Source organism: Candidatus Peregrinibacteria bacterium (genome assembly GCA_016699145.1).
Taxonomy (GTDB): Bacteria; Patescibacteriota; Gracilibacteria; order UBA1369; family 2-02-FULL-48-14.
On sequence record CP064962.1, the window covers coordinates 139,072 to 156,611 of the forward strand.

General features: G+C 46.3%; 23 protein-coding genes. 16 read left to right on the top strand and 7 right to left on the bottom strand.

Annotation, left to right across the window (positions count from 1 at the left end; translation table 11 throughout):
- The first annotated feature begins 4 nt into the window (after positions 1–4).
- The 5 genes from IPG41_00770 to ruvX are packed head-to-tail and all read left to right on the top strand — an operon-like array spanning position 5 to position 3,121.
- A complete protein-coding gene (locus IPG41_00770) occupies positions 5–370 on the top strand; it encodes a phage holin family protein (protein QQR55096.1) in 366 nt (121 codons plus the stop codon).
- Positions 371–589, top strand: coding sequence for a preprotein translocase subunit SecG (gene secG / locus IPG41_00775; GenBank protein ID QQR55097.1), 219 nt, complete (start codon positions 371–373; stop codon positions 587–589).
- Positions 589–2,238, top strand: coding sequence for a peptide ABC transporter substrate-binding protein (locus IPG41_00780; GenBank protein ID QQR55098.1), 1,650 nt, complete (start codon positions 589–591; stop codon positions 2,236–2,238). Before secG ends, IPG41_00780 begins: the two co-directional genes overlap by 1 nt.
- Before the next feature lie 6 nt (positions 2,239–2,244).
- Positions 2,245–2,688, top strand: coding sequence for a 50S ribosomal protein L9 (gene rplI / locus IPG41_00785; GenBank protein QQR55099.1), 444 nt, complete (start codon positions 2,245–2,247; stop codon positions 2,686–2,688).
- A 10-nt stretch (positions 2,689–2,698) separates the two neighbouring features.
- Positions 2,699–3,121: a Holliday junction resolvase RuvX gene (ruvX, locus tag IPG41_00790; GenBank protein QQR55100.1), complete on the top strand. Its 423-nt coding sequence runs from the start codon at positions 2,699–2,701 to the stop codon at positions 3,119–3,121.
- Here ruvX and IPG41_00795 read toward each other — a convergent pair.
- Positions 3,107–4,285 (bottom strand): phosphoglycerate kinase, encoded by a 1,179-nt coding sequence (locus IPG41_00795; protein QQR55101.1) that lies wholly within the window; start codon positions 4,283–4,285, stop codon positions 3,107–3,109. The two genes, ruvX and IPG41_00795, sit on opposite strands and share 15 nt — an antisense overlap.
- 94 nt (positions 4,286–4,379) lie before the next feature.
- Here IPG41_00795 and IPG41_00800 point away from each other — a divergent pair, with 94 nt between their 5' ends.
- Entirely contained in the window at positions 4,380–4,649 is a 270-nt protein-coding gene (locus IPG41_00800; protein ID QQR55102.1) for a hypothetical protein, read from the top strand.
- 7 nt (positions 4,650–4,656) lie between these two features.
- Here IPG41_00800 and ribH read toward each other — a convergent pair whose 3' ends face one another.
- Both ribH and IPG41_00810 read right to left on the bottom strand, forming a co-directional pair.
- Positions 4,657–5,052: a 6,7-dimethyl-8-ribityllumazine synthase gene (gene ribH, locus IPG41_00805; protein ID QQR55103.1), complete on the bottom strand. Its 396-nt coding sequence runs from the start codon at positions 5,050–5,052 to the stop codon at positions 4,657–4,659.
- On the bottom strand, positions 5,049–5,633 hold the full coding sequence (locus tag IPG41_00810) for a riboflavin synthase (protein ID QQR55104.1): 585 nt from the start codon (positions 5,631–5,633) through the stop codon (positions 5,049–5,051). The genes ribH and IPG41_00810 overlap by 4 nt, the downstream gene beginning before the upstream one ends.
- Positions 5,634–5,738: 105 nt before the next feature.
- On the opposite strand from IPG41_00810, the gene IPG41_00815 reads away from it, so the two are divergent.
- The 4 genes from IPG41_00815 to IPG41_00830 all read left to right on the top strand — a co-directional run bounded on the left by IPG41_00815 (position 5,739) and on the right by IPG41_00830 (position 9,798).
- Positions 5,739–6,131: a single-stranded DNA-binding protein gene (locus IPG41_00815; GenBank protein ID QQR55105.1), complete on the top strand. Its 393-nt coding sequence runs from the start codon at positions 5,739–5,741 to the stop codon at positions 6,129–6,131.
- 42 nt (positions 6,132–6,173) lie between these two features.
- Positions 6,174–7,061, top strand: a complete 888-nt coding sequence (locus IPG41_00820) for a glycosyltransferase family 2 protein (GenBank protein ID QQR55106.1) — start codon at positions 6,174–6,176, stop codon at positions 7,059–7,061.
- 15 nt (positions 7,062–7,076) lie between these two features.
- Positions 7,077–8,480, top strand: coding sequence for a hypothetical protein (locus tag IPG41_00825; protein ID QQR55107.1), 1,404 nt, complete (start codon positions 7,077–7,079; stop codon positions 8,478–8,480).
- A gap of 292 nt (positions 8,481–8,772) precedes the next feature.
- Entirely contained in the window at positions 8,773–9,798 is a 1,026-nt protein-coding gene (locus IPG41_00830) for a hypothetical protein (GenBank protein ID QQR55108.1), read from the top strand.
- On the opposite strand, the gene IPG41_00835 is transcribed toward IPG41_00830, so the two are convergent.
- Positions 9,752–10,690: a methionyl-tRNA formyltransferase gene (locus IPG41_00835; GenBank protein ID QQR55109.1), complete on the bottom strand. Its 939-nt coding sequence runs from the start codon at positions 10,688–10,690 to the stop codon at positions 9,752–9,754. The two genes, IPG41_00830 and IPG41_00835, sit on opposite strands and share 47 nt — an antisense overlap.
- Positions 10,691–10,735: 45 nt before the next feature.
- On the opposite strand from IPG41_00835, the gene IPG41_00840 reads away from it, so the two are divergent.
- The gene (locus IPG41_00840; GenBank protein QQR55110.1) at positions 10,736–11,149 is read left to right on the top strand and encodes a hypothetical protein; all 414 of its coding nucleotides are present in this window, start codon (positions 10,736–10,738) and stop codon (positions 11,147–11,149) included.
- Here IPG41_00840 and lepB read toward each other — a convergent pair.
- Positions 11,146–11,808, bottom strand: a complete 663-nt coding sequence (gene lepB, locus IPG41_00845; GenBank protein QQR55111.1) for a signal peptidase I — start codon at positions 11,806–11,808, stop codon at positions 11,146–11,148. The two genes, IPG41_00840 and lepB, sit on opposite strands and share 4 nt — an antisense overlap.
- Before the next feature lie 49 nt (positions 11,809–11,857).
- Here lepB and IPG41_00850 point away from each other — a divergent pair, with 49 nt between their 5' ends.
- Genes IPG41_00850 through IPG41_00865 form a run of 4 tightly spaced genes read left to right on the top strand, consistent with a single transcriptional unit; the run spans position 11,858 to position 14,389 of the window.
- Positions 11,858–12,430 (top strand): hypothetical protein, encoded by a 573-nt coding sequence (locus tag IPG41_00850; GenBank protein QQR55112.1) that lies wholly within the window; start codon positions 11,858–11,860, stop codon positions 12,428–12,430.
- A 24-nt stretch (positions 12,431–12,454) separates the two neighbouring features.
- Complete coding sequence (gene gatB, locus IPG41_00855) at positions 12,455–13,885, top strand: Asp-tRNA(Asn)/Glu-tRNA(Gln) amidotransferase subunit GatB (GenBank protein ID QQR55113.1); 1,431 nt, start codon at positions 12,455–12,457, stop codon at positions 13,883–13,885.
- A 1-nt stretch (position 13,886) separates the two neighbouring features.
- On the top strand, positions 13,887–14,114 hold the full coding sequence (locus IPG41_00860; GenBank protein ID QQR55114.1) for a hypothetical protein: 228 nt from the start codon (positions 13,887–13,889) through the stop codon (positions 14,112–14,114).
- 17 nt (positions 14,115–14,131) lie between these two features.
- Complete coding sequence (locus IPG41_00865; GenBank protein QQR55115.1) at positions 14,132–14,389, top strand: hypothetical protein; 258 nt, start codon at positions 14,132–14,134, stop codon at positions 14,387–14,389.
- Positions 14,390–14,396: 7 nt separating this feature from the next.
- Here the strand turns inward: IPG41_00865 and IPG41_00870 are convergent, their stop codons facing one another.
- Together IPG41_00870 and IPG41_00875 are read right to left on the bottom strand one after the other, a co-directional pair.
- A complete protein-coding gene (locus IPG41_00870; GenBank protein QQR55116.1) occupies positions 14,397–15,176 on the bottom strand; it encodes a WecB/TagA/CpsF family glycosyltransferase in 780 nt (259 codons plus the stop codon).
- Positions 15,173–15,847: a class I SAM-dependent methyltransferase gene (locus IPG41_00875; GenBank protein ID QQR55117.1), complete on the bottom strand. Its 675-nt coding sequence runs from the start codon at positions 15,845–15,847 to the stop codon at positions 15,173–15,175. The genes IPG41_00870 and IPG41_00875 overlap by 4 nt, the downstream gene beginning before the upstream one ends.
- A gap of 25 nt (positions 15,848–15,872) precedes the next feature.
- On the opposite strand from IPG41_00875, the gene IPG41_00880 reads away from it, so the two are divergent.
- Entirely contained in the window at positions 15,873–17,504 is a 1,632-nt protein-coding gene (locus IPG41_00880) for a tRNA uridine(34) 5-carboxymethylaminomethyl modification radical SAM/GNAT enzyme Elp3 (GenBank protein ID QQR55118.1), read from the top strand.
- Positions 17,505–17,540: the final 36 nt, after the last annotated feature.

The window sequence follows — 17,540 nt, forward strand, 5'->3', positions numbered from 1 at the left end:
CTTTATGAGCATTCTTTATACCCTCATCGCCAACGGACTCGCCCTCTTTTTCGCAAGCCAAATTTTGGACGGTTTAACTTTTACGGGCGGAATTCCCACTTACCTGATTGTAGCGGCTCTCATCAGCCTTTTGAATCTCATTCTAAAACCCATTTTAAAAGTCCTTTCTTTCCCTCTTATTTTCTTCACAGGAGGGCTTTTCCTCATCGTCATCAACGCTCTCATTCTCTATCTGGCGCAATATTTGCTCACCGTTATGGATTTCACCGGCCTTTCCATGAGCGTGGACAAACCCTTGACCTATCTGCTTGCGGCAGCTATCTTTGGCGTCGCAAATTGGCTCATTCACTGGTTCTTAAAAGACGAATAAATGCAAACCACCATTCTCATCATTCAACAGGTTATCGGCGTACTGCTCATCTTGCTCATTTTGATTCAAGAAAAGGGAAGTGGCCTTGGGGAAGCCATTGGAGGAGTAGGAGGCACCTATCAAAGCACCAAACGGGGGGCTGAAAAGGTTTTGTCCCGCACCACAGTGCTTTTTTTGTTCATTTTCCTAGGACTTTCACTCACGCTTAACTTCATCTAATGAATCTCTTCGTACGTACCTTAAAGTCCTTTTCTACAAAGGAACGATGGGTCGCCGGAGCTTTCCTTCTGGTGTTCGTGGGGACTTTGTTTTCCCTGATTTTTCAAACCCTTCTCGATTTCAATCCTGGGCAAAGCAAAACTTATACCGAAGGAATTGTGGGAGAAATCACTCACTTAAACCCTGTTTTTACTGAATTCAGTGAAGCAGATGCAGACATTTCCAGCCTTATTTTTTCAGGATTGGTCAAATACAATCCTCAAAAGGCCAGTTTTGATGAAGACATGGCCACCCACACCTTGAGTGAGGACAAGCTGACCTACACCTTCACCTTAAAAAACAATTTATTTTGGCACGATGGAACGCCCGTCAGTACCGACGATGTTTATTTCACCTTCGCCGAAGTCATTCAGTCCCCTGATTTCAGCAACACTCTGCTCAAATCCAATTTTGATGGAGTAAAAATTGAAGCAAGCAACAGCCGCACGGTGGCTTTCACTCTCAATTCACCCAATTCTTTCTTCTTCACTTCTCTCACCGTGGGTCTTTTACCCAAACACCTGCTGGGGGGCATTCCCGTGGCCGATCTAGACGAAGATGAGTTCAACAAATTTCCCATCGGAACCGGTCCTTATAAAGTGGAAGAAGCCTACACTCTGAACGAAGACGGAAGCAGCACTGTCACCCTCACCGCAAACGAAGACTATTACGGGGACACTGCCTCCTTAAAAAAGATCCGTTTTGTGGCTTACCCCACCATCACCGACCTCATTGAAAACAGATCAACCTGGCATGGAGCCGCCCGTATCAAAGCCAGCTCACTCGAAGAAATGGATCTAACCGACCTCACGCCTTACGAGTACGAACTGCCTCAATACACCGCTCTCTTTTTCAACACCGATGCCCCTTTTCTCACTCGAAACAAAGAACGCCTGGGCCTCGCCAAAGCCATCGATAAAGAGGCAATCATCACCGCCATTGGAGGGGGCGCACAAATAGACACTCCGCTTTTGGAATTGGATCAAGAAGAATGGATCAACAAATGGAATAAAGAAGAAGCCATGGGTGCTCTTTTCGACGCCGGTTGGGAATGGACCGAAGGCGATGAATTCCGAAGCAATGAAGAAGGGACCGTTTTGAGTCTCAGACTCCTTCGTCGCGATTTTTCCACGACCAATCCACCTCAAGAAGAGGTGACTGAAAAAACAGCAGAACTTATAAAAGAGCAACTCGCAAGCGTGGGTATCCAGGTTCAAATCGAAGCCTATCCCATGGAAGAACTCAGTCAAAAAATCTTGGCACGAGATTACGACATGCTGCTTTATGGTCAAAGTTTAGGCTACAACCTCGACACCTTTGCTTATTGGCATTCCAGCCAAGCCACCGAAACTGGATTCAATCTTTCCAATTATCAAAACCCCTCTGCCGACCTGCTCATCGAAAAAATCCGCGGCAGTTTTGATTCCAGTGAACGCGAAGATCTGCTTAAAAAATTGGCCAGCACCATAGCCGAAGACATTCCCGCTGTTTTCCTTTATAGCCCAACCTTTTATTACGTAGTGGATTCCAAAGTCACCGGCATAGAATATCGAAAACTCTTGCTTCCCAAAGACCGTTTGGTCAATATAACGGAGTGGGATTTTAACTGATTGCTTATGAAAGTCATTCTGACCAGTCACATCAAAGGAGTAGGCCAAAAAGGCGAAATCAAAGACGTCTCAGACGGTTACTTTCAAAATTTCTTGGCTCCTCGCAAACTTGCGGTCATGGCCACTGCTGGGAAAGTGAATTTGGTCACGGCACAAAAAGCCAAAGCCGTAGAAAAATTGGAAAACATGAAAGAAAGCGCCTTGGCCGTGAAAGCAAAAGTACAGGGCAAAACAGTAGAACTGAAGGGAAAGAGCAGTGAAGGTGAAGAACTGTACGCCGCCCTCCATGCAAAAGAACTGCGCCTAGCCCTAAAAACCCAACTGGGAGTGGACATTCCTGAAAAGCAAATTGAAATGGAATCCATCAAAAGCACCGGTTCTTACACGCTCACTTTGAAGCTCTACAAAGACGTTCAAGTACAAATTCAAGTGCAGGTCCACGCCGCTTAACCCCTGCTCCGTGCTTCTTCCGATTCAAGGAAAAATCCTTGCCCTCGACCTTGGAACTCGCCGCACCGGCGTGGCCATTAGCGACGTCAAACAAACGGTGGCTTTTGCAAGGCCTGAAATCGAGCATAAAAACACTAAGGAACTTTTAGAACAAATTCAAAGACTGGCCACTTCCGAGCCCCTCACTGGCCTCTTACTCGGTCGCCCCACTAAATTGGACGGAGAAGCAACCGAACAAACTCGCCTTGTTGAAGAAGCTGCTGAAGCACTTCAAACTCTCGGCCTACCTATGGAATTCATGGATGAGCGTCTCAGCACCCAGTTCGCTCAAAACCTACATGGGTTTCAAACCAAGGAAAGCCACCATGACAGCCGCGCGGCACAAATCTTACTCGAAACCCATCTCTCTTCTTTAAGTTCATTGGGCCAGTAAAGCCTCCACTCCGGGCAGCATTTTTCCTTCCAAAAATTCCAGCATGGCTCCTCCGCCGGTAGAAATATGGGTGAATTTTTCGATAGGCACTCCAAAGTGGGTGAGGGCATCGATGGTGTCTCCGCCGCCAATCACTTTCACAGCTGGGAGTTCAGCCAGAGCCTCCGCCAATTCGCGAGTTCCCGCCGCAAAAGACTCCACCTCGTAAAGCCCCATGGGACCATTCCACAAAACAGTGGCTACGCTCGCAAGTGCATCCGCAAACGCAGCTCGGGTTTGAGTGCCCAAATCCAAAATCTTTTGCCCCGCAGGTACGGCATTCACAGCCACTTCTTGAGTGGGAAGTCCCGGAGTGATGTCCGCAGCCACCACCACATCCGTAGGCAGCAGCACTGTTTTGCCTGCCGCAGTTGCCAAAAAGCGTTTAGCGACTTCCACTTTTTCCACTTCACACAAAGAAGTCCCAATGGAGTAGCCCTGCGCCAATAAAAAAGTATTCGCCAAAGCTCCTCCAATCACAAAAACATCGGCAATGTCCAAAAACTTTTCCAAAATCCCAATTTTAGTGTCGATCTTTGCACCTCCAACCACCAAAGCCACCGGTTTTTTAGGGTGCTCCAAAATGCCACTCAAAACATCCACTTCTTTTTGGACCAAAAAGCCCGCGTACGAAGGGAGATATTTGGTGACCCCCACGGTACTGGCATGGGCCCGATGCACGGTGCCAAACGCATCACTCACATAAAGGTCTTTTCCTTCTGCGAGCGCGGCCGCAAAAGCTGCATCGTTCGCCTCTTCTTCGGGATGGAACCTCAAATTTTCCAAGAGCAAAACCGTGCCAAAAGGGACTGCCGAAATGGCAGTCAAAACCTCAGGACCAATGCAATCGTTCAATTTCAAAACGGGCTTACCAAGCAATTTAGAAAGTTCAAAACCCACCGCATCCAAACGAAGTTCCTCCATCACTTGCCCCTTGGGGCGGCCCAAATGAGAACACAGCACCACTTTGGCGCCTTTTTCAAGGAGGAATTGAATCGTGGGCAGGCTTTCCACCAAGCGAGTCTTGTCCTGAACCTCTCCATTTTTAAGGGGAACATTGAAATCTGCGCGAAGTAAAATCGTCTTTTCATCCACCGAAGTTTGGGCAAGGGTACGAAGCTGCATAAAAAAGATTAAATCACCTTCATTTTAAGGTAACCCAAGGAATAAGAAAAAAGAAATGCGTGACAAAGCTTGAAAAAAATGGTAGAATCCTAAGATGGCCTTCAAGAACCTAAAAATAGACCTACTCAGCGGCACGGGAACCGCTTTAATCCTCGTGCTTGCCATTGGAGTGACCTACGAACTCTACATTTACGGGATTGAAAACATGGTTTACACCAACAATTACACCACTTCAGTCCTCCTTTCCGATACTCTAGCCACAGGCACAGGGGTCGCACCGCTCGCTCTTGCCGGGCTCAACTGGTTCATCTGCAAATCTGCCATTAAAAAGTGGCGAAAATTCATCCGAAAAATTTTAGATTAGAGGCCCTCTAGCGCATTTTTTGAGCCATCTCCGTTGCCACAAAGGCCGCCTCATACCCCTTAGAAATTCGATCCAAGGCTTTTTGTTTTTCATCCACCATCAGAACTTCAAAAACAATCGGTACCCCTGTTTTCAGCATCACTTCCATGATGCCCTGACTGCACATCTGGCAAACGACCTCATAATGTTCGGTGTCGCCTTCAATGACGCAGCCCAGCGCAACCACGCAGTCGAATGCCTCCTTCTCAAGCTGATTTTGAATCATGAGGGGGATTTCCACCGCTCCCGGCACCTCGAGCACCTTAGCTTCGATATTCTGTTCCGCAAAGCCACGCAGGCATTCTTTCACCAAAGCCTGAGTCACGTCCTCATTGAATCGAGAATAAACAATCAAAGCATTCATGTGCGAAACGTTAAAAGGCGATCAAGATAGCGAGCAATCAGATCCACTTCAAGGTTCACGTTGTCGCCCGCCTTCAAAAGCCCCAAATTCGTCTGCTTCAAAGTTTCGGGAATCAGAGCCATACGAACAAGGTCTGCTTCCACGTCCGCTACAGTCAAACTCACTCCATTGACCACCAAAGACCCTTTCACGGCTATGAAACGCAAAAGTTCTTCAGGAATTTGGAGCTCAAAATGAGCTCCGGCCTTTTTTACGATACCCATCGCATCCACATGCCCGCTCATCCATTGTCCACCCAAAGGAGTTTGCAAGGTGAGAGCCGCCTCCAAATGGACCTTTTGCCCCACTTTGAAGCCTCCAAGCGTAGTTTTGCACAAAGTTTCCTCAACCGCTGTGACTTTGAAGTTTTTTTGAGCAGAATTATAGTATTCAACAGTTAAACACACTCCATCCACGGCAATGCTGGCGCCTTTTTTAAAGTGCTTGGTCGGCAAACTGCTATGGATGAGCATTTCCAAATTCTTATCTGATGGAGTGCATTTCACAATTTTGCCCAAGTTTTGAACAAGTCCGGTGAACATTTTGAATTTGTCAGGAAAAGTTAATGCGTTTTTAATGAAAATTTCAGGATTCTATTCAGGTCGCTGGTCTAAAAAAGAAAGGCTTATTCATTAACCCTTATTTTTATGAAAAGCATCAATCGAGTAACCTTCCTTGGTTACATAGTAGCAGACCCCGAGGTTAAAACCACCAAAAATAAAAAACGGGTCTCTTCTTTTGTGATCGCGACCAACAACGAATGGTTCGACAGTGAAGGAGAACTCAAAAAAAGCGTGGATTTTCACCGTGTAGTGGCCTGGGATCACTTGGCTGAACTCAGTGGAAAGCACCTGCGCAAAGGGTCTCCTATTTTCTTAGAAGGACGTTTGACCAATCGTTCTTACGAAGGAAAGGATAAAATCACTCACTACATCACAGAAGTAGTGGCCAACACCATCACCATTTTACAGTGGCAAAAAGAACGAGTTCACACCGAAGAGCTCAGTAACCAAGAAGAAAAAGAGTTGGCGCTGGCCTAAAAAAAGCTGGTCTTTTTCTGAGGCAGCCTCTAGGCTGAAGATATGAAAATCAGTGTCGTCATCCCCACCTATAATAGATTAAAAAAGCTGAAAATTTGTTTGCAGCATTTGGAAAAGCAAAGCCTCAACAAAGCTCAGTATGACATTTGGGTGGTGGATGACGGCAGCACAGACGAAACCAAAACTTTTTTAAAAAGCTGGATCAAAAAAGACCGTTACGCTTTATTTCAAAAAAACCAAGGGCAGGGAGTGGCGCGCAACGCCGCTTTAAAAAAACTCAAAGGAGAAATCACGCTCTTCATTGGTGATGACATTTATGTACAAAAGGATTTTCTTAAAAAGCATTATGAATTTCACGAGTTTCATCCAGAGCTTCAAGAAGCTTGTCTGGGCCTCACCGAATGGGACCCGAACGAAGAAGTCACTCCTTTCATGCATTGGATGACCCATGGAGGTTATCAATTCGCTTACGACAAACTTAAAGAAAATCAAAAGGCAAGTTTTTGGCACTTTTACACTTCCAATTTGTCTTTAAAAACCGCTCTTTTAAAAAAGCAAAATTTCAACCCTAGCTTCAAAGGTTACGGCTGGGAAGACATCGAAATCGCTTATCGTCTTGAAAAAGAGGAAGGCATGTCCCTCCGTTTTACCCCTGCCGCCTTGGCTCACCACAGCCACCCCTTAAACGAAAACGACCTAAAAAGAAAAATGGAAAGTTTAGCAAAAAATGGAGCTGTTTTTGAAAAACTGCAACCCACGATTCGAGTCTTGCCACGTGGTTTTAAAAAACTAGCTTTTCATCTCATCGGGAGTCGTGCTTCGCTTTGGATTTTGAAGTTTTTTAAAAAAATCAGCCGCAAAGCACAAAACGGATATTGGTACGCTCTTTCAAAACGCTATTTTCTCGAAGCCAGCTCCTTGCTAAAATAAAACCACTCCCACGCCATGCACAAAAAACTTTTTTGCTCGATTTTAATCCTCAGCTTGCTGCTGCTCACCAGCGGCTGTGAGCGCAAAGGTCAAAGCACTCAAAACGGAGATCTGCCTCCAGTAACTTTGACATTTTACGGCCTCTTCGACAATGAAAGCGTGATGGAGCCCTTCATTCAAAGCTATCAAAGCGCCCATCCAAATGTGACCATCTTATATAAAAAATTCACCGATCCCGAAGCCTACATGAACCTGATCGTAAACGAGCTGGCCGAAGGGGAAGGACCCGACATTTTCATGCTGAGCAACACCGCCTTCCCTCAGCATTATAAAAAACTCACACCCGCACCCGAGAGCTTGGTGAGTGTGGAAAATTTCAAGAGCAGTTTTGTGGACATCGCCGCCAAAGACCTCATCATTCCGAATGAGGAAGGCCTGGAGCAAATTTGGGGCATGCCACTTTACATCGACACCTTGGCGCTCTACTACAACGACTCTCATTTCGAAGATGTTTTGCCCGCACAAGGGGAGCCCTCTACCACCTGGGAAGGTCTAAAAAATGACGTGGCTCTGCTGAATAAACAGGATCAAAGTTTTGAACGGTTCGCTCGTTCAGGCATCGCCTTGGGCCGTGGAGACAATATTTTAAGAGCCTTCGATGTGCTCGCCCTAATGATGCTTCAACACAAAACAAGTTTCTACACCGGTGATTACACGAAAGTGCTGTTTGGGAACGATCCGAACGCCCTCGCCGCTCTAGAGCTCTACACCAGCTTTGGACTGCCCAGTCAAAAGAACTACAGTTGGAACAAATACCTTGCAGATGCCGAAAGTCCCGAGCAAGAACTCAGCACCTTTGCCCGAGGAAAAGTCTCGATGATTTTTGCTTATTCCTATGCCTATGAAGACTTGATCAACGAAGTGAATCGCCTCACTCAAGAAGGGGAGGAAACCATGAATTGGCAAGACATCAAAATCGCTCCGGCACCTCAAGTGAATGACCCCGAAACATCAGCGGAAAGTCGCATCGCTTACGCCAATTATTTTGTACCCGTGGTGGGAAGAACCAGTCCAAATTCAGAAGTGGCTTGGGACTTTTTACTGAGCATGAGCTCCACGGATTTGCTCAGAACTTACAACCAAAACACTCACAGGCCCAGCGCCTTACGCAGCCTCATCAATGAACAAATGCAAGATCCCATTTATGGCGTTTTCGCCTCTCAAGTGGGCTTCGCAACCGATCTAACCATGAGTGATGCCAAAGCTTACGAGACCCTGTTTTTAGGAGCCATCACTGACGTTCTAGAAACCGCCCGCGGCCAAGAAGTGCTGCTCAAACTTTCTAAAGACATTCAAGCACTAATCCCATCCAGTGGAATCAAACCCACCTACGTGGCTCCACCCACTCCTGAGGAGTAAAGGGAGCTCCCTCTGCTTCAAAGCATTTTTATTCACACTTCCCTTCCAAACGGCTTGTCTCATTTACGAAACAGCCTGGGGAAGAGGGTTCTTCAACCCTTACACCAGCATTTCTTTCAGCATTTCAGAAGCATTTTTATTGCTCGCTTCTCTTTTTTTCTTGTTGGAAAATAGGAATAAAGCCTTTCAAGTAGGGGAGAAAAGCATTTTTTGGACGCTACTCTTTGCTTTGACTTGCGCCAGTTTTTCACTGCTCCTCAGCCCGCATTCCGATTCCCTCTTAAAATTCTTTTTGAGCGCCGGTTTATTGGAACTGCTGCTCATCTATTTTTTGATCGTGAACAAAGTAATCAAGGTCAACACGATTTTTCGTATTTTAACGATAAGTCTGAGTCTTCAAGCAGTTTTAGCCCTTCTGCAATTCTTTCTGGGTCACAGTATGGGATTGAATTTTTTAGGGGAGCCAGTGCTCAGTAGCGCAACCGCTCACTTGGCAAAAATAAATTTCTCCACTTGGGAATTTTTCCGTTCCTACGGTACCTTTGCTCACCCCAACATTTTAGGGGGATTTTTAGCCCTCAGCATTTTGGGCACACTCCTTTATCCGCCCAAATCTCAAAAAATAACTGTGTTGCTTTTGGGACTACAAATCCTAGGCCTCATCACCAGTTTTTCAAGATCCGCTCTTTTCAGTCTCACACTCGCTCTCTTTTTTTTGGGCTACCGTGCCGTTCCTTTTCTCAAAGAGAAACGTCATCGCATCTTCACTTATTCGGCCTTCTTTTTAATCGCTTTAGAAGTGGGCATACTGTTGATTCATTCTCCTTTGCTTTCCGACAACGCCTGGTACGAACGAATGGAAGGTTTCAAACGAGCCGCAGAGCTTTTTTACGCTCATCCTCTTGGAGTGGGGTGGAGCCTTGAAACTCTCTTTTTAGATGAAAATTCAATACAAGAATGGATGCCATGGGACTACCAACCCACCCACAATATTTTGCTGCTTCTATTGGTAGAGATAGGGGTTCTGGGCCTCTTTGCCTTCTTACTTCTACTTTTCAAGCTCACGCAAAAATTGTTCAAACAAAAAAACAATTTAGGAACAAAACACGAAACAAGTAAAAAGAATTTCTTCCTTTCCATGGGGCTGCTCATGTTTTGTACGGGGCTCTTGGATCATTATTGGCTCACATCCGAATCCAGCCGCTTTTTAGCCATGACAGTTCTGGCTTCCATTTCACGTTTTTTATTAGACCCGCTGCCCATCAAAGCCCTCAAGTCCCCAAAAAAGTTGAAGCCCAATCTGGAAAACCCAAAATGAAATCCTTCGCCTCCAAGGGCTTTTTCCCTTCCAATTGCAAGCGAGTGAGTTTCAAATCTCCCTTTTGAGTTCCCACATAAAAGGCAAAATCACGATAGCTCAGCTCGCCCGGTTGAAGGGATAAAGTGGAACTTTTTTCCAAACCCAAAAACTTAAGCCTCTGCCCTTGATGAGTGGTCCAAAGTCCCGGCCACGGAGTGTAAGCGCGAAACTGACGCAGCAGGGTTTCAGCATCTTTATGAAAGTCCACAGAGGCATCTTCCTTTTTTATTTTGGAGCTATACGTCGCTGCGGCTGGATCTTGTTCCTCAAAAACCAAACGTTCTTTCAATTGGAGCAAATCCTCAGGAATGCGCTCCGCCGCCAAAGACCCGAGCGCATCGAACAAATCTTCACTGTTCATGGTGGCCTCAATATCAAAAGGGTGCTTAAAAGCGACAGGACCTTCATCCATTTTTTCAGTCATCTTCATGAGCGAAAGACCCGTTTGTTTCTGCCCATCCAAAAGAGCCGCTTGTATGGGAGCTGCTCCACGGTATAAAGGCAACAAAGATGCATGTACGTTCAAAGGAGCCAAGCGAGGAAGCTCAAGCCAATCGCTCGATAAAATTTGACCATAGGCAAAAGTGAGCAAAAAATCCGGCGGATCTTTTTTTAGAAAATCCAAAAGTTCTTTAGCTTCCGAAAGCCGAGGCATTTGATGAACCAAAATGCCCTCCGTTTCCGCCACAAGCTTCGTTTCAGGAGCCGTCAAAAGCTGTCCTCTCCCTGCAGGCTTATCAGGCTGACAAAAAAGACCCATGATTTCAAAACGCTTATCCTTCAATAAAGCACGAAACAAAGGCAAACTGATGGGACTGCTGGAAAAGAAAAGAAGACGAAGAGGATTCATAAGGTTGCAGGGGAAGCGAAGCAATTGTAACATGAAGACACGTCTATGAACGAAGAGAAAAAAAAACATCCTTACCTCATCATTCCGCAGTATCGAACGCTGCTTTATTTTGGCTTTGGCACAGCTTTAGCCTGGGGAGCCTGGCTTTTAGTCCTCTACAAATTGGACCCTTTTTTGAGTCCCAGTCTCTCTTTATCGCTTTTTTTCATCACCACCTTCATAGCACTTTCAGGAACTTTCAGCATCGTGCTGACTCTTTTAAAAAAATGGAAAAACAAAGATCAAATTTACTTCAAACACATCATGATTTCCTTACGCCAAGGAGTCTTGCTCAGCATTTGCACGGTGCTTTGTCTGGGTTTACTCATGCTCGGTTTTTTAAGAATTTGGAACGGCCTGCTTTTGGTCGCTCTCATCATGCTCATTGAATTTTACTTCAGCGGAAAAGACGAGCTCTAATCCAAATCACTCACCCAACGAAAGTGCGTGAAAGGGAAGAGTACCAATTTCACCTCTCCTTCAATGAACGATTCATCCAAGTAAGGGGAGCTGTTTTCAGAGCAACCCAGTTGCTGAAAACAACGGCGCGAATCACTACTTTTGATGCGATTGTCTCCCATCACAAAATAACTGTCTTCAGGAACTTCATAGGTTTCGGCACTGGAGCGATGAGGATGGGTGTTTCCAGTGTTTTCGGCATTCAAATAAGGCTCATCCCATTCAATAAAACGCCCTTCTTCATTTTTCAAATAAACCAACCCATTCTTGACCAGAATAGTATCCCCGGGCAGACCTATCACTCGCTTGATATAATATTCCCCTTTTTCAGAGTAAGGAGCTTGAAAAACAATCACATCGCCTCGCTCAAGCTCGGTCGGGGACCAGCCAAAAAGGTCCCAAACAGGGAAGCGTGAAACCAAAATAAATTCTCCATCTCCGTTGTAACATTCTCCATTGAAAGAGTTGAAAGTGTCACACATCGAAGGCCCATGAATCCGAAAAGGAGCAAATATAAAATTTTGTATGAATAGCACCAGCACGACCACGATCACAATGTCCAATCCTATGTCCAAAAAAAAACGCGCGAATTTAAAATCTTTAGTCGTTTTTTCTTGCATAAGGGTGTAAAATACAAAGGAAGTCTAGCAAGAAAATATTCCCTCCACAATGAAAACAGTGCTCGATCGATTCCTCTTTGGAAGTCTCCTGGATGAAGGAGAAAAAATCGTTTATGTCGCCCATATCCATCCCTTCATTGTCTATCCAATTTTATTCAAATCCACTTTTTTTGGACTCCTGATCCCTGCTCTAGGGTATTGGATTTTCCCGATGATGCCCGCCGTCTGGCTGGCCTGGGTTATTTTAGGAGGAATGATTTGTTTTTATCGGCTCACCCAATGGTACATGGATGCGTGGATCGTCACCAATATGTCGGTCATCAACTTTGAATGGAACTCGCCCTTCAGCAAATCCACCAATCGCATCGAATTCGGAACCATAGAAACCACCACCAGTGAAATTCATGGATTTTGGGGAACGCTCTTTCGTTTTGGCAATCTGCAAATCGACAACGTAGCTTCCAATCCTATCGTTTTAAAAAACGTAGCCTTGCCCCAAAAAGTGGAGCGCATCATCATGGAAAATCAAAGCAAATTCGTCCACCACCAAGCCGTACGGGATCACGGTCAATTGAAAGAATTGCTCACAACTCTGTTGCGTTCGAACATAAAAAACGGTTAAATGCAGCTGAATTAAAGAGCTCTTATGGATCTTGAAGTGATCATCGGATTAGAAATTCACGCAGAGATGAACACTCGCACCAAAATGTTTTGCGCCTGCAGCAATGATAATTTTGGCAAAGAGCCCAACACCAACGTTTGTCCCATTTGCATGGGTTTCCCGGGCATGCTGCCTGTGGCCAATGTCGAAAGCATTAAAAAAGGAGCCATCGCGGCGATGGCTCTCAATTGCGAAATTAAAAAACATTCCAAATTCGATCGAAAAAACTACTTTTACCCCGATCTACCATCAGGTTTTCAAATTTCTCAGTACGACGAGCCCGTTTCTGAAAACGGCCATATCGAAATCCTTGTAGAAGGGAAGAAAAAACGCATCGGCATCCGCCGTTTGCACCTTGAAAACGATGCTGGAAAATTGACCCACAGCACTCAAGGCACCTTGCTCGATTTCAACCGAGCGGGGAAGCCTCTCATGGAAATCGTCTCAGAGCCGGATCTGCGCAGCGCCAAAGAAGCCAAAGAATACGCCGAGTCCGTACAGAAAATTGTGCGCTACTCTGGAAGCAGCGACTGCGACATGGAAAAAGGACAAATGCGTTTCGACGCCAGCGTCTCTTTACGACCTGTAGGGGACAGCAAACTCTACCCTCGCGCCGAAATTAAAAACCTCAATTCTTTTCGCTCTCTAGAAGCCTCCATCGAACGTGAAATCGCCAAACAAAGTGAAGCATGGGAGGCTGGCACACCCCCCACCATAGAAACCACCGTGGGCTGGGATGAAGACAAAGGTGACACTCATTTACTCCGTGAAAAAGAAAGCGCCGCCGACTACCGTTACTTTCCTGAACCCGATTTACCTCCCTTGGAGCTCAGTGAAGAACAGATTACTGAGTGGCGCAAAGAAGTGCCCGAATCTCCTTTAGCGGTCTATGAACGTTTCCTCAGCGAATACCAATTGAATGAAGCCGAAGCTCGCTTTTTTTCAGAAGATTCACGTTTCGCCCGACTTTTTGAAGAAACGGCGAAAGCCAGTAAAAATGCAAAAACAGCAGCCTCTTTTGTGGGCACTGTTTTGGTGAGCCGTCTCAAAGAAGCAGGCAAATCTCTTGCCGATTCTCCCATCACGGCTCAGCATCTCACTCAGCTCATTCAAATGATCGATGCCGGAAAAATTTCAAACAACGTGGCTAAATCCAGCGTCTTCGAAGCCATGATGCAAAGTGGAAAAATGCCCGCTCAACTCGTAGAAGAACTGGGCCTCTCTCAAGTCAGCGACACAACAGCCATCGAAGAACTATGTAAAAAAGCCATCGAAGCCAATCCCGAAGCTGTAGCCGATGTAAAAGCAGGGAAAAGCAAAGCCATGGCTGCCATCGTGGGCAGCGTGATGAAAGAAAGCAAAGGTAAGGCCAACCCTCAAATGGTCAACGAACTTCTCACTAAACTTTTATCTTAATATGAAAAACAAGACCTTCTTCAAAAGCACTCCTTTTCTAGCCACTCTCTTCCTCCTCCTTTTGCTTGCCAGCAACGGCCTCACAGCATGGGCTGTGTACTCCGTGAAAGAAAGCGAGTACAATGAACTCAAGTTGCGCATCGCCAGCACCATCGATCAAAAACTCAAAGTTCAAGATGAACTCGAAGAATTGAGACTGATCTGTCCCGTCGAAGAAACGGAAGAATAAAATTTAACTCCACCGCCATGCAATCTCTCGACATTCTGTACCTCACGCTTTCGGTCTGCATCACCTTGCTCACCGTTTTCGTTTCCATCACTCTCATTTACCTGCTTTTCATTTTACGCGACGTGGTAAAAGTGACCGATCAAGTCAAAGACCTCGTTGAAAAAGTGAACACCTACATCACAAAACCCATTTTGCTCACCAAAAGCATCATCGAGTTTGTTTCCCCCTTCATTCAATCCGCCCAAGAAAAAGTAGGGAAGAAGAGGAGGGATTAAATGCCCTCTAGCTTCTAGCTAACAGCGCTTTGAAGGAAAACACCACCACCGCATTCCAGATGCGTTTTCCACGTTGAATCGGATTTAAAAAGAGCCTCCACAGCCACTCCAGGCCCAATTTTCTAAAGAGAAGAGGAGCTCGTTTAACCACCCCCGCATAAAAATCAAAGGAGCCGCCCACTCCCATCGCAATGCGAAGAGAAGGGAGTTTTTCAAAATATTCCGAAAGCCAAAGTTCCTGTTTAGGCGCACCATACGCCACAAAAAGAATCTGAGGTTTTGCTTTTAACACTTCTTCAAAAGCCTGTTTCCCAGGATTCTCAGAAGAAGCGCCGGCCACTTTTAAAGAAGGCCATCGCTTTTGAAAATAAGCCGCTGTTTTCTCTGCCACTCCTGGTGCAGCTCCTAAAAAAAATATGGACCAATTTTTTTCAACCGCTTTTTCAATCACATCCACCATAAAGTCCGCACCATGAATGATTTCAGGGAAAACCCAGCGGAAGTAGCGCCTTCTAAAAAGATAGAGCACAAGCGCATTGGGGAAGGCAAGTACCCGAAGCCAACGGGGCAGAAACATTAAGGTACTCACCAATTGAAGGCCATTCCCATCGGGCAGCATCAAAGTACCTTTTTGCAGCGCCTTTCGGTACCCAGGGTTCCGAGAGGCTTCAAGTAAAATTTCTGGATTGGGTGTAAAAATCAGCTGTTTTTCATCCAAACGAGCTTGAGCCTGAACTCGAGTCAGAGCATCCACTTTCACTCCAAAAAAAGTCGTTCCATTTTTCATGTGCGAGCAATGGTGATTAAATTTCGATCTTGTTTTTCATAGTGCACTGTATAGCCTGCCTTCTCTAATAAACCGCGAAGCTGTTTAGGGCGAAAGGCATAGTAATACCGTTTCACTCGATGTTTCCAGGGAATGAGCAGTCCTCGAAACCCATAATTCGGCCACAGCACATTCCGCAGCCACGCCTTCCAAAAACGCAGCGACCACAGATTCCAATTCGTCATAAACAAAAACGCACCCGGTTTCAAATGCATTTTCAGCCGCTTCAAAAACACAAGTTGATCCTTGGGCGGTAAGTGATGAAACGAAGCGATCATAAATGCAGCATCAAATTTCCCTCCCAGATTCGGCAAGTTCAAGATGTCCGCCTGAACAAAGCGGAGTTTCGCAGGGTCAATGACACCATCCGCAAAAGTGTCGACGCATCCGCGTGCCTGCTCAAGTAGCGCCTCCGATTGATCCACACCCACGTAAGAATGCAACTGCTTGTCTCGTAAAAAACCGAGCAAACGCCCATTGCCGCAGCCCAAGTCCAAAACTCGTAAGCCGGATCTTAAAAATGGCACAAAATCCTCAAACTCCTTCCAACTCGCTTGGCGCGTCTCCGAAAACTCCTCCGCGATCGAATTGTAGTCCCGCTTGACCTTTTCGCGGATTCTCTTAGAGTGCATGGTAGGCTGAGTGTTAACGAATCCCATGAAAATCATTCAAGAAGAGAATATCCTTAAAAACCTGCTCAAACAAGCGTCCAAACTCCCTGAAAAAACGGAGGGGGAACTTCACAAACTCAAGAAGCGTTTCGCCCGGGACTACAAAATTTCTTTGCCCACAAACTTTCAACTGCAAACCGCTTACGAGGAACTCTTAAAAGAAGGATGGAAAGGGGAGGCAGTTTTGCAACGTCTCATTCGTAAGCGAAAAATCCGGACCTTATCAGGCGTCAGCGTGCTCACCGTTTTGACCAAACCTTATCCCTGCCCAGGCAAGTGTGTGTTTTGCCCCACGGAACCCGGCATGCCAAAGTCCTATCTTTCGAATGAACCCGGAGCCATGCGCGCTGTGCTTGACGATTTTCACCCTCAGGACCAGGTTCGAACTCGCCTCGACAGCCTCACACGCCAAGGTCACGAAACCGAAAAAATCGAGATGATCGTGCTCGGTGGCACTTTTTCAGCCTACAACCGCCGCTATCAAACGGACTTCGTGCGCGCTCTTTTCAATGCTTGCAATAAGGGCTTGCCAAAAGAAAAAGGCCCCACGGGACGTTCCCTTGAAGAGGCCCAACGCATCAACGAATCCGCCAAACACAAAATCATCGGCCTCAGCCTTGAAACCCGTCCCGACCACATCACCGAAGACGAAATTTTGAACATGCGCCGTCTCGGATGCACCAAGGTTCAAATCGGCGTCCAGCACATCGATCAAGCGGTACTCGACCTCAACAAGCGCGGCGAAAAAATTGAAGACACCATCAACGCGATGAAATTGCTCCGTGACGCGGGCTTCAAAATCGCTACTCACCTTATGCCCAACCTGCCCGGCAGCACTCCTGAACTCGACCTCTGGGTGGTACAAGAATTCTTCCGAAATCCCGCTTTTAAACCAGACCAAGTCAAAATCTACCCCTGCGTGGTCACCCCTTATGCCGAACTGGAAGAGTGGTGGAGAGAGGGGCGCTACCAGGCCTACAGCGACGAAGTGCTCATGGATCTCCTTTACAAAATCCAACTCGAATTGCCCGAATACGTACGGGTCGAGCGCCTTTTCCGCGATATTCCAGGGGAGTCTATTCTGGAAGGCAGCCAAAAGACCAATATGCGCCAACTTCTCGAAGAGCGTATGAAAGCCGACGGAAAATTCTGCCGCTGCATCCGTTGTCGTGAAATCCGCGGCGAGTCTTACGATCCCAACGCCACGTCTTTGCGCATTCATGAGTTCGACGCCAGTGACGGCAAAGAATTTTTCATCAGTTTCAACCAAGCGGATCCAAAGGATTTGCTAAGCCAAAAAGACAAACTCTGTTCGCTACTACGCATGCGCTACTCCTCCTACTCACTTCAGGGCAAAACTCATTTCATCCCTGAACTCGACGGTGCCGCACTCATTCGTGAAGTGCACGTTTACGGAGCAGAAGTGAACGTGGGTAGCACTAAAAAAACCGCGTCTCAGCACGCCGGACTCGGCCGCCGCATGCTCGAAAAAGCTGAAGAATTGGCCAAAAAAGACGGATTTAAAAAAATGGCCATCATCGCTGGAGTGGGCACCCGCAACTACTATCGCAAATGGGGCTATGAGCTCGAAGGGACTTATATGACGAAAGCTCTTTAAAAGGCACTTCCAAAACACACAACAATCAGGTATAAT

What these genes read in the sequence shown, in the direction of transcription:
- ribH (QQR55103.1), bottom strand. Translation starts at nt 5,052, where the DNA reads ATGAATGCTTTGATTGTTTATTCTCGATTCAATGAGGACGTGACTCAG.
- IPG41_00865 (QQR55115.1), top strand. Translation starts at nt 14,132, where the DNA reads ATGCAATCTCTCGACATTCTGTACCTCACGCTTTCGGTCTGCATCACC.
- IPG41_00780 (QQR55098.1), top strand. Translation starts at nt 589, where the DNA reads ATGAATCTCTTCGTACGTACCTTAAAGTCCTTTTCTACAAAGGAACGA.
- IPG41_00840 (QQR55110.1), top strand. Translation starts at nt 10,736, where the DNA reads ATGAACGAAGAGAAAAAAAAACATCCTTACCTCATCATTCCGCAGTAT.
- IPG41_00850 (QQR55112.1), top strand. Translation starts at nt 11,858, where the DNA reads ATGAAAACAGTGCTCGATCGATTCCTCTTTGGAAGTCTCCTGGATGAA.
- IPG41_00815 (QQR55105.1), top strand. Translation starts at nt 5,739, where the DNA reads ATGAAAAGCATCAATCGAGTAACCTTCCTTGGTTACATAGTAGCAGAC.
- IPG41_00860 (QQR55114.1), top strand. Translation starts at nt 13,887, where the DNA reads ATGAAAAACAAGACCTTCTTCAAAAGCACTCCTTTTCTAGCCACTCTC.
- gatB (QQR55113.1), top strand. Translation starts at nt 12,455, where the DNA reads ATGGATCTTGAAGTGATCATCGGATTAGAAATTCACGCAGAGATGAAC.
- IPG41_00875 (QQR55117.1), bottom strand. Translation starts at nt 15,847, where the DNA reads ATGCACTCTAAGAGAATCCGCGAAAAGGTCAAGCGGGACTACAATTCG.
- rplI (QQR55099.1), top strand. Translation starts at nt 2,245, where the DNA reads ATGAAAGTCATTCTGACCAGTCACATCAAAGGAGTAGGCCAAAAAGGC.
- IPG41_00810 (QQR55104.1), bottom strand. Translation starts at nt 5,633, where the DNA reads ATGTTCACCGGACTTGTTCAAAACTTGGGCAAAATTGTGAAATGCACT.
- IPG41_00880 (QQR55118.1), top strand. Translation starts at nt 15,873, where the DNA reads ATGAAAATCATTCAAGAAGAGAATATCCTTAAAAACCTGCTCAAACAA.
- IPG41_00825 (QQR55107.1), top strand. Translation starts at nt 7,077, where the DNA reads ATGCACAAAAAACTTTTTTGCTCGATTTTAATCCTCAGCTTGCTGCTG.
- IPG41_00870 (QQR55116.1), bottom strand. Translation starts at nt 15,176, where the DNA reads ATGAAAAATGGAACGACTTTTTTTGGAGTGAAAGTGGATGCTCTGACT.
- IPG41_00835 (QQR55109.1), bottom strand. Translation starts at nt 10,690, where the DNA reads ATGAATCCTCTTCGTCTTCTTTTCTTTTCCAGCAGTCCCATCAGTTTG.
- IPG41_00800 (QQR55102.1), top strand. Translation starts at nt 4,380, where the DNA reads ATGGCCTTCAAGAACCTAAAAATAGACCTACTCAGCGGCACGGGAACC.
- IPG41_00795 (QQR55101.1), bottom strand. Translation starts at nt 4,285, where the DNA reads ATGCAGCTTCGTACCCTTGCCCAAACTTCGGTGGATGAAAAGACGATT.
- IPG41_00820 (QQR55106.1), top strand. Translation starts at nt 6,174, where the DNA reads ATGAAAATCAGTGTCGTCATCCCCACCTATAATAGATTAAAAAAGCTG.
- secG (QQR55097.1), top strand. Translation starts at nt 371, where the DNA reads ATGCAAACCACCATTCTCATCATTCAACAGGTTATCGGCGTACTGCTC.
- lepB (QQR55111.1), bottom strand. Translation starts at nt 11,808, where the DNA reads ATGCAAGAAAAAACGACTAAAGATTTTAAATTCGCGCGTTTTTTTTTG.
- IPG41_00770 (QQR55096.1), top strand. Translation starts at nt 5, where the DNA reads ATGAGCATTCTTTATACCCTCATCGCCAACGGACTCGCCCTCTTTTTC.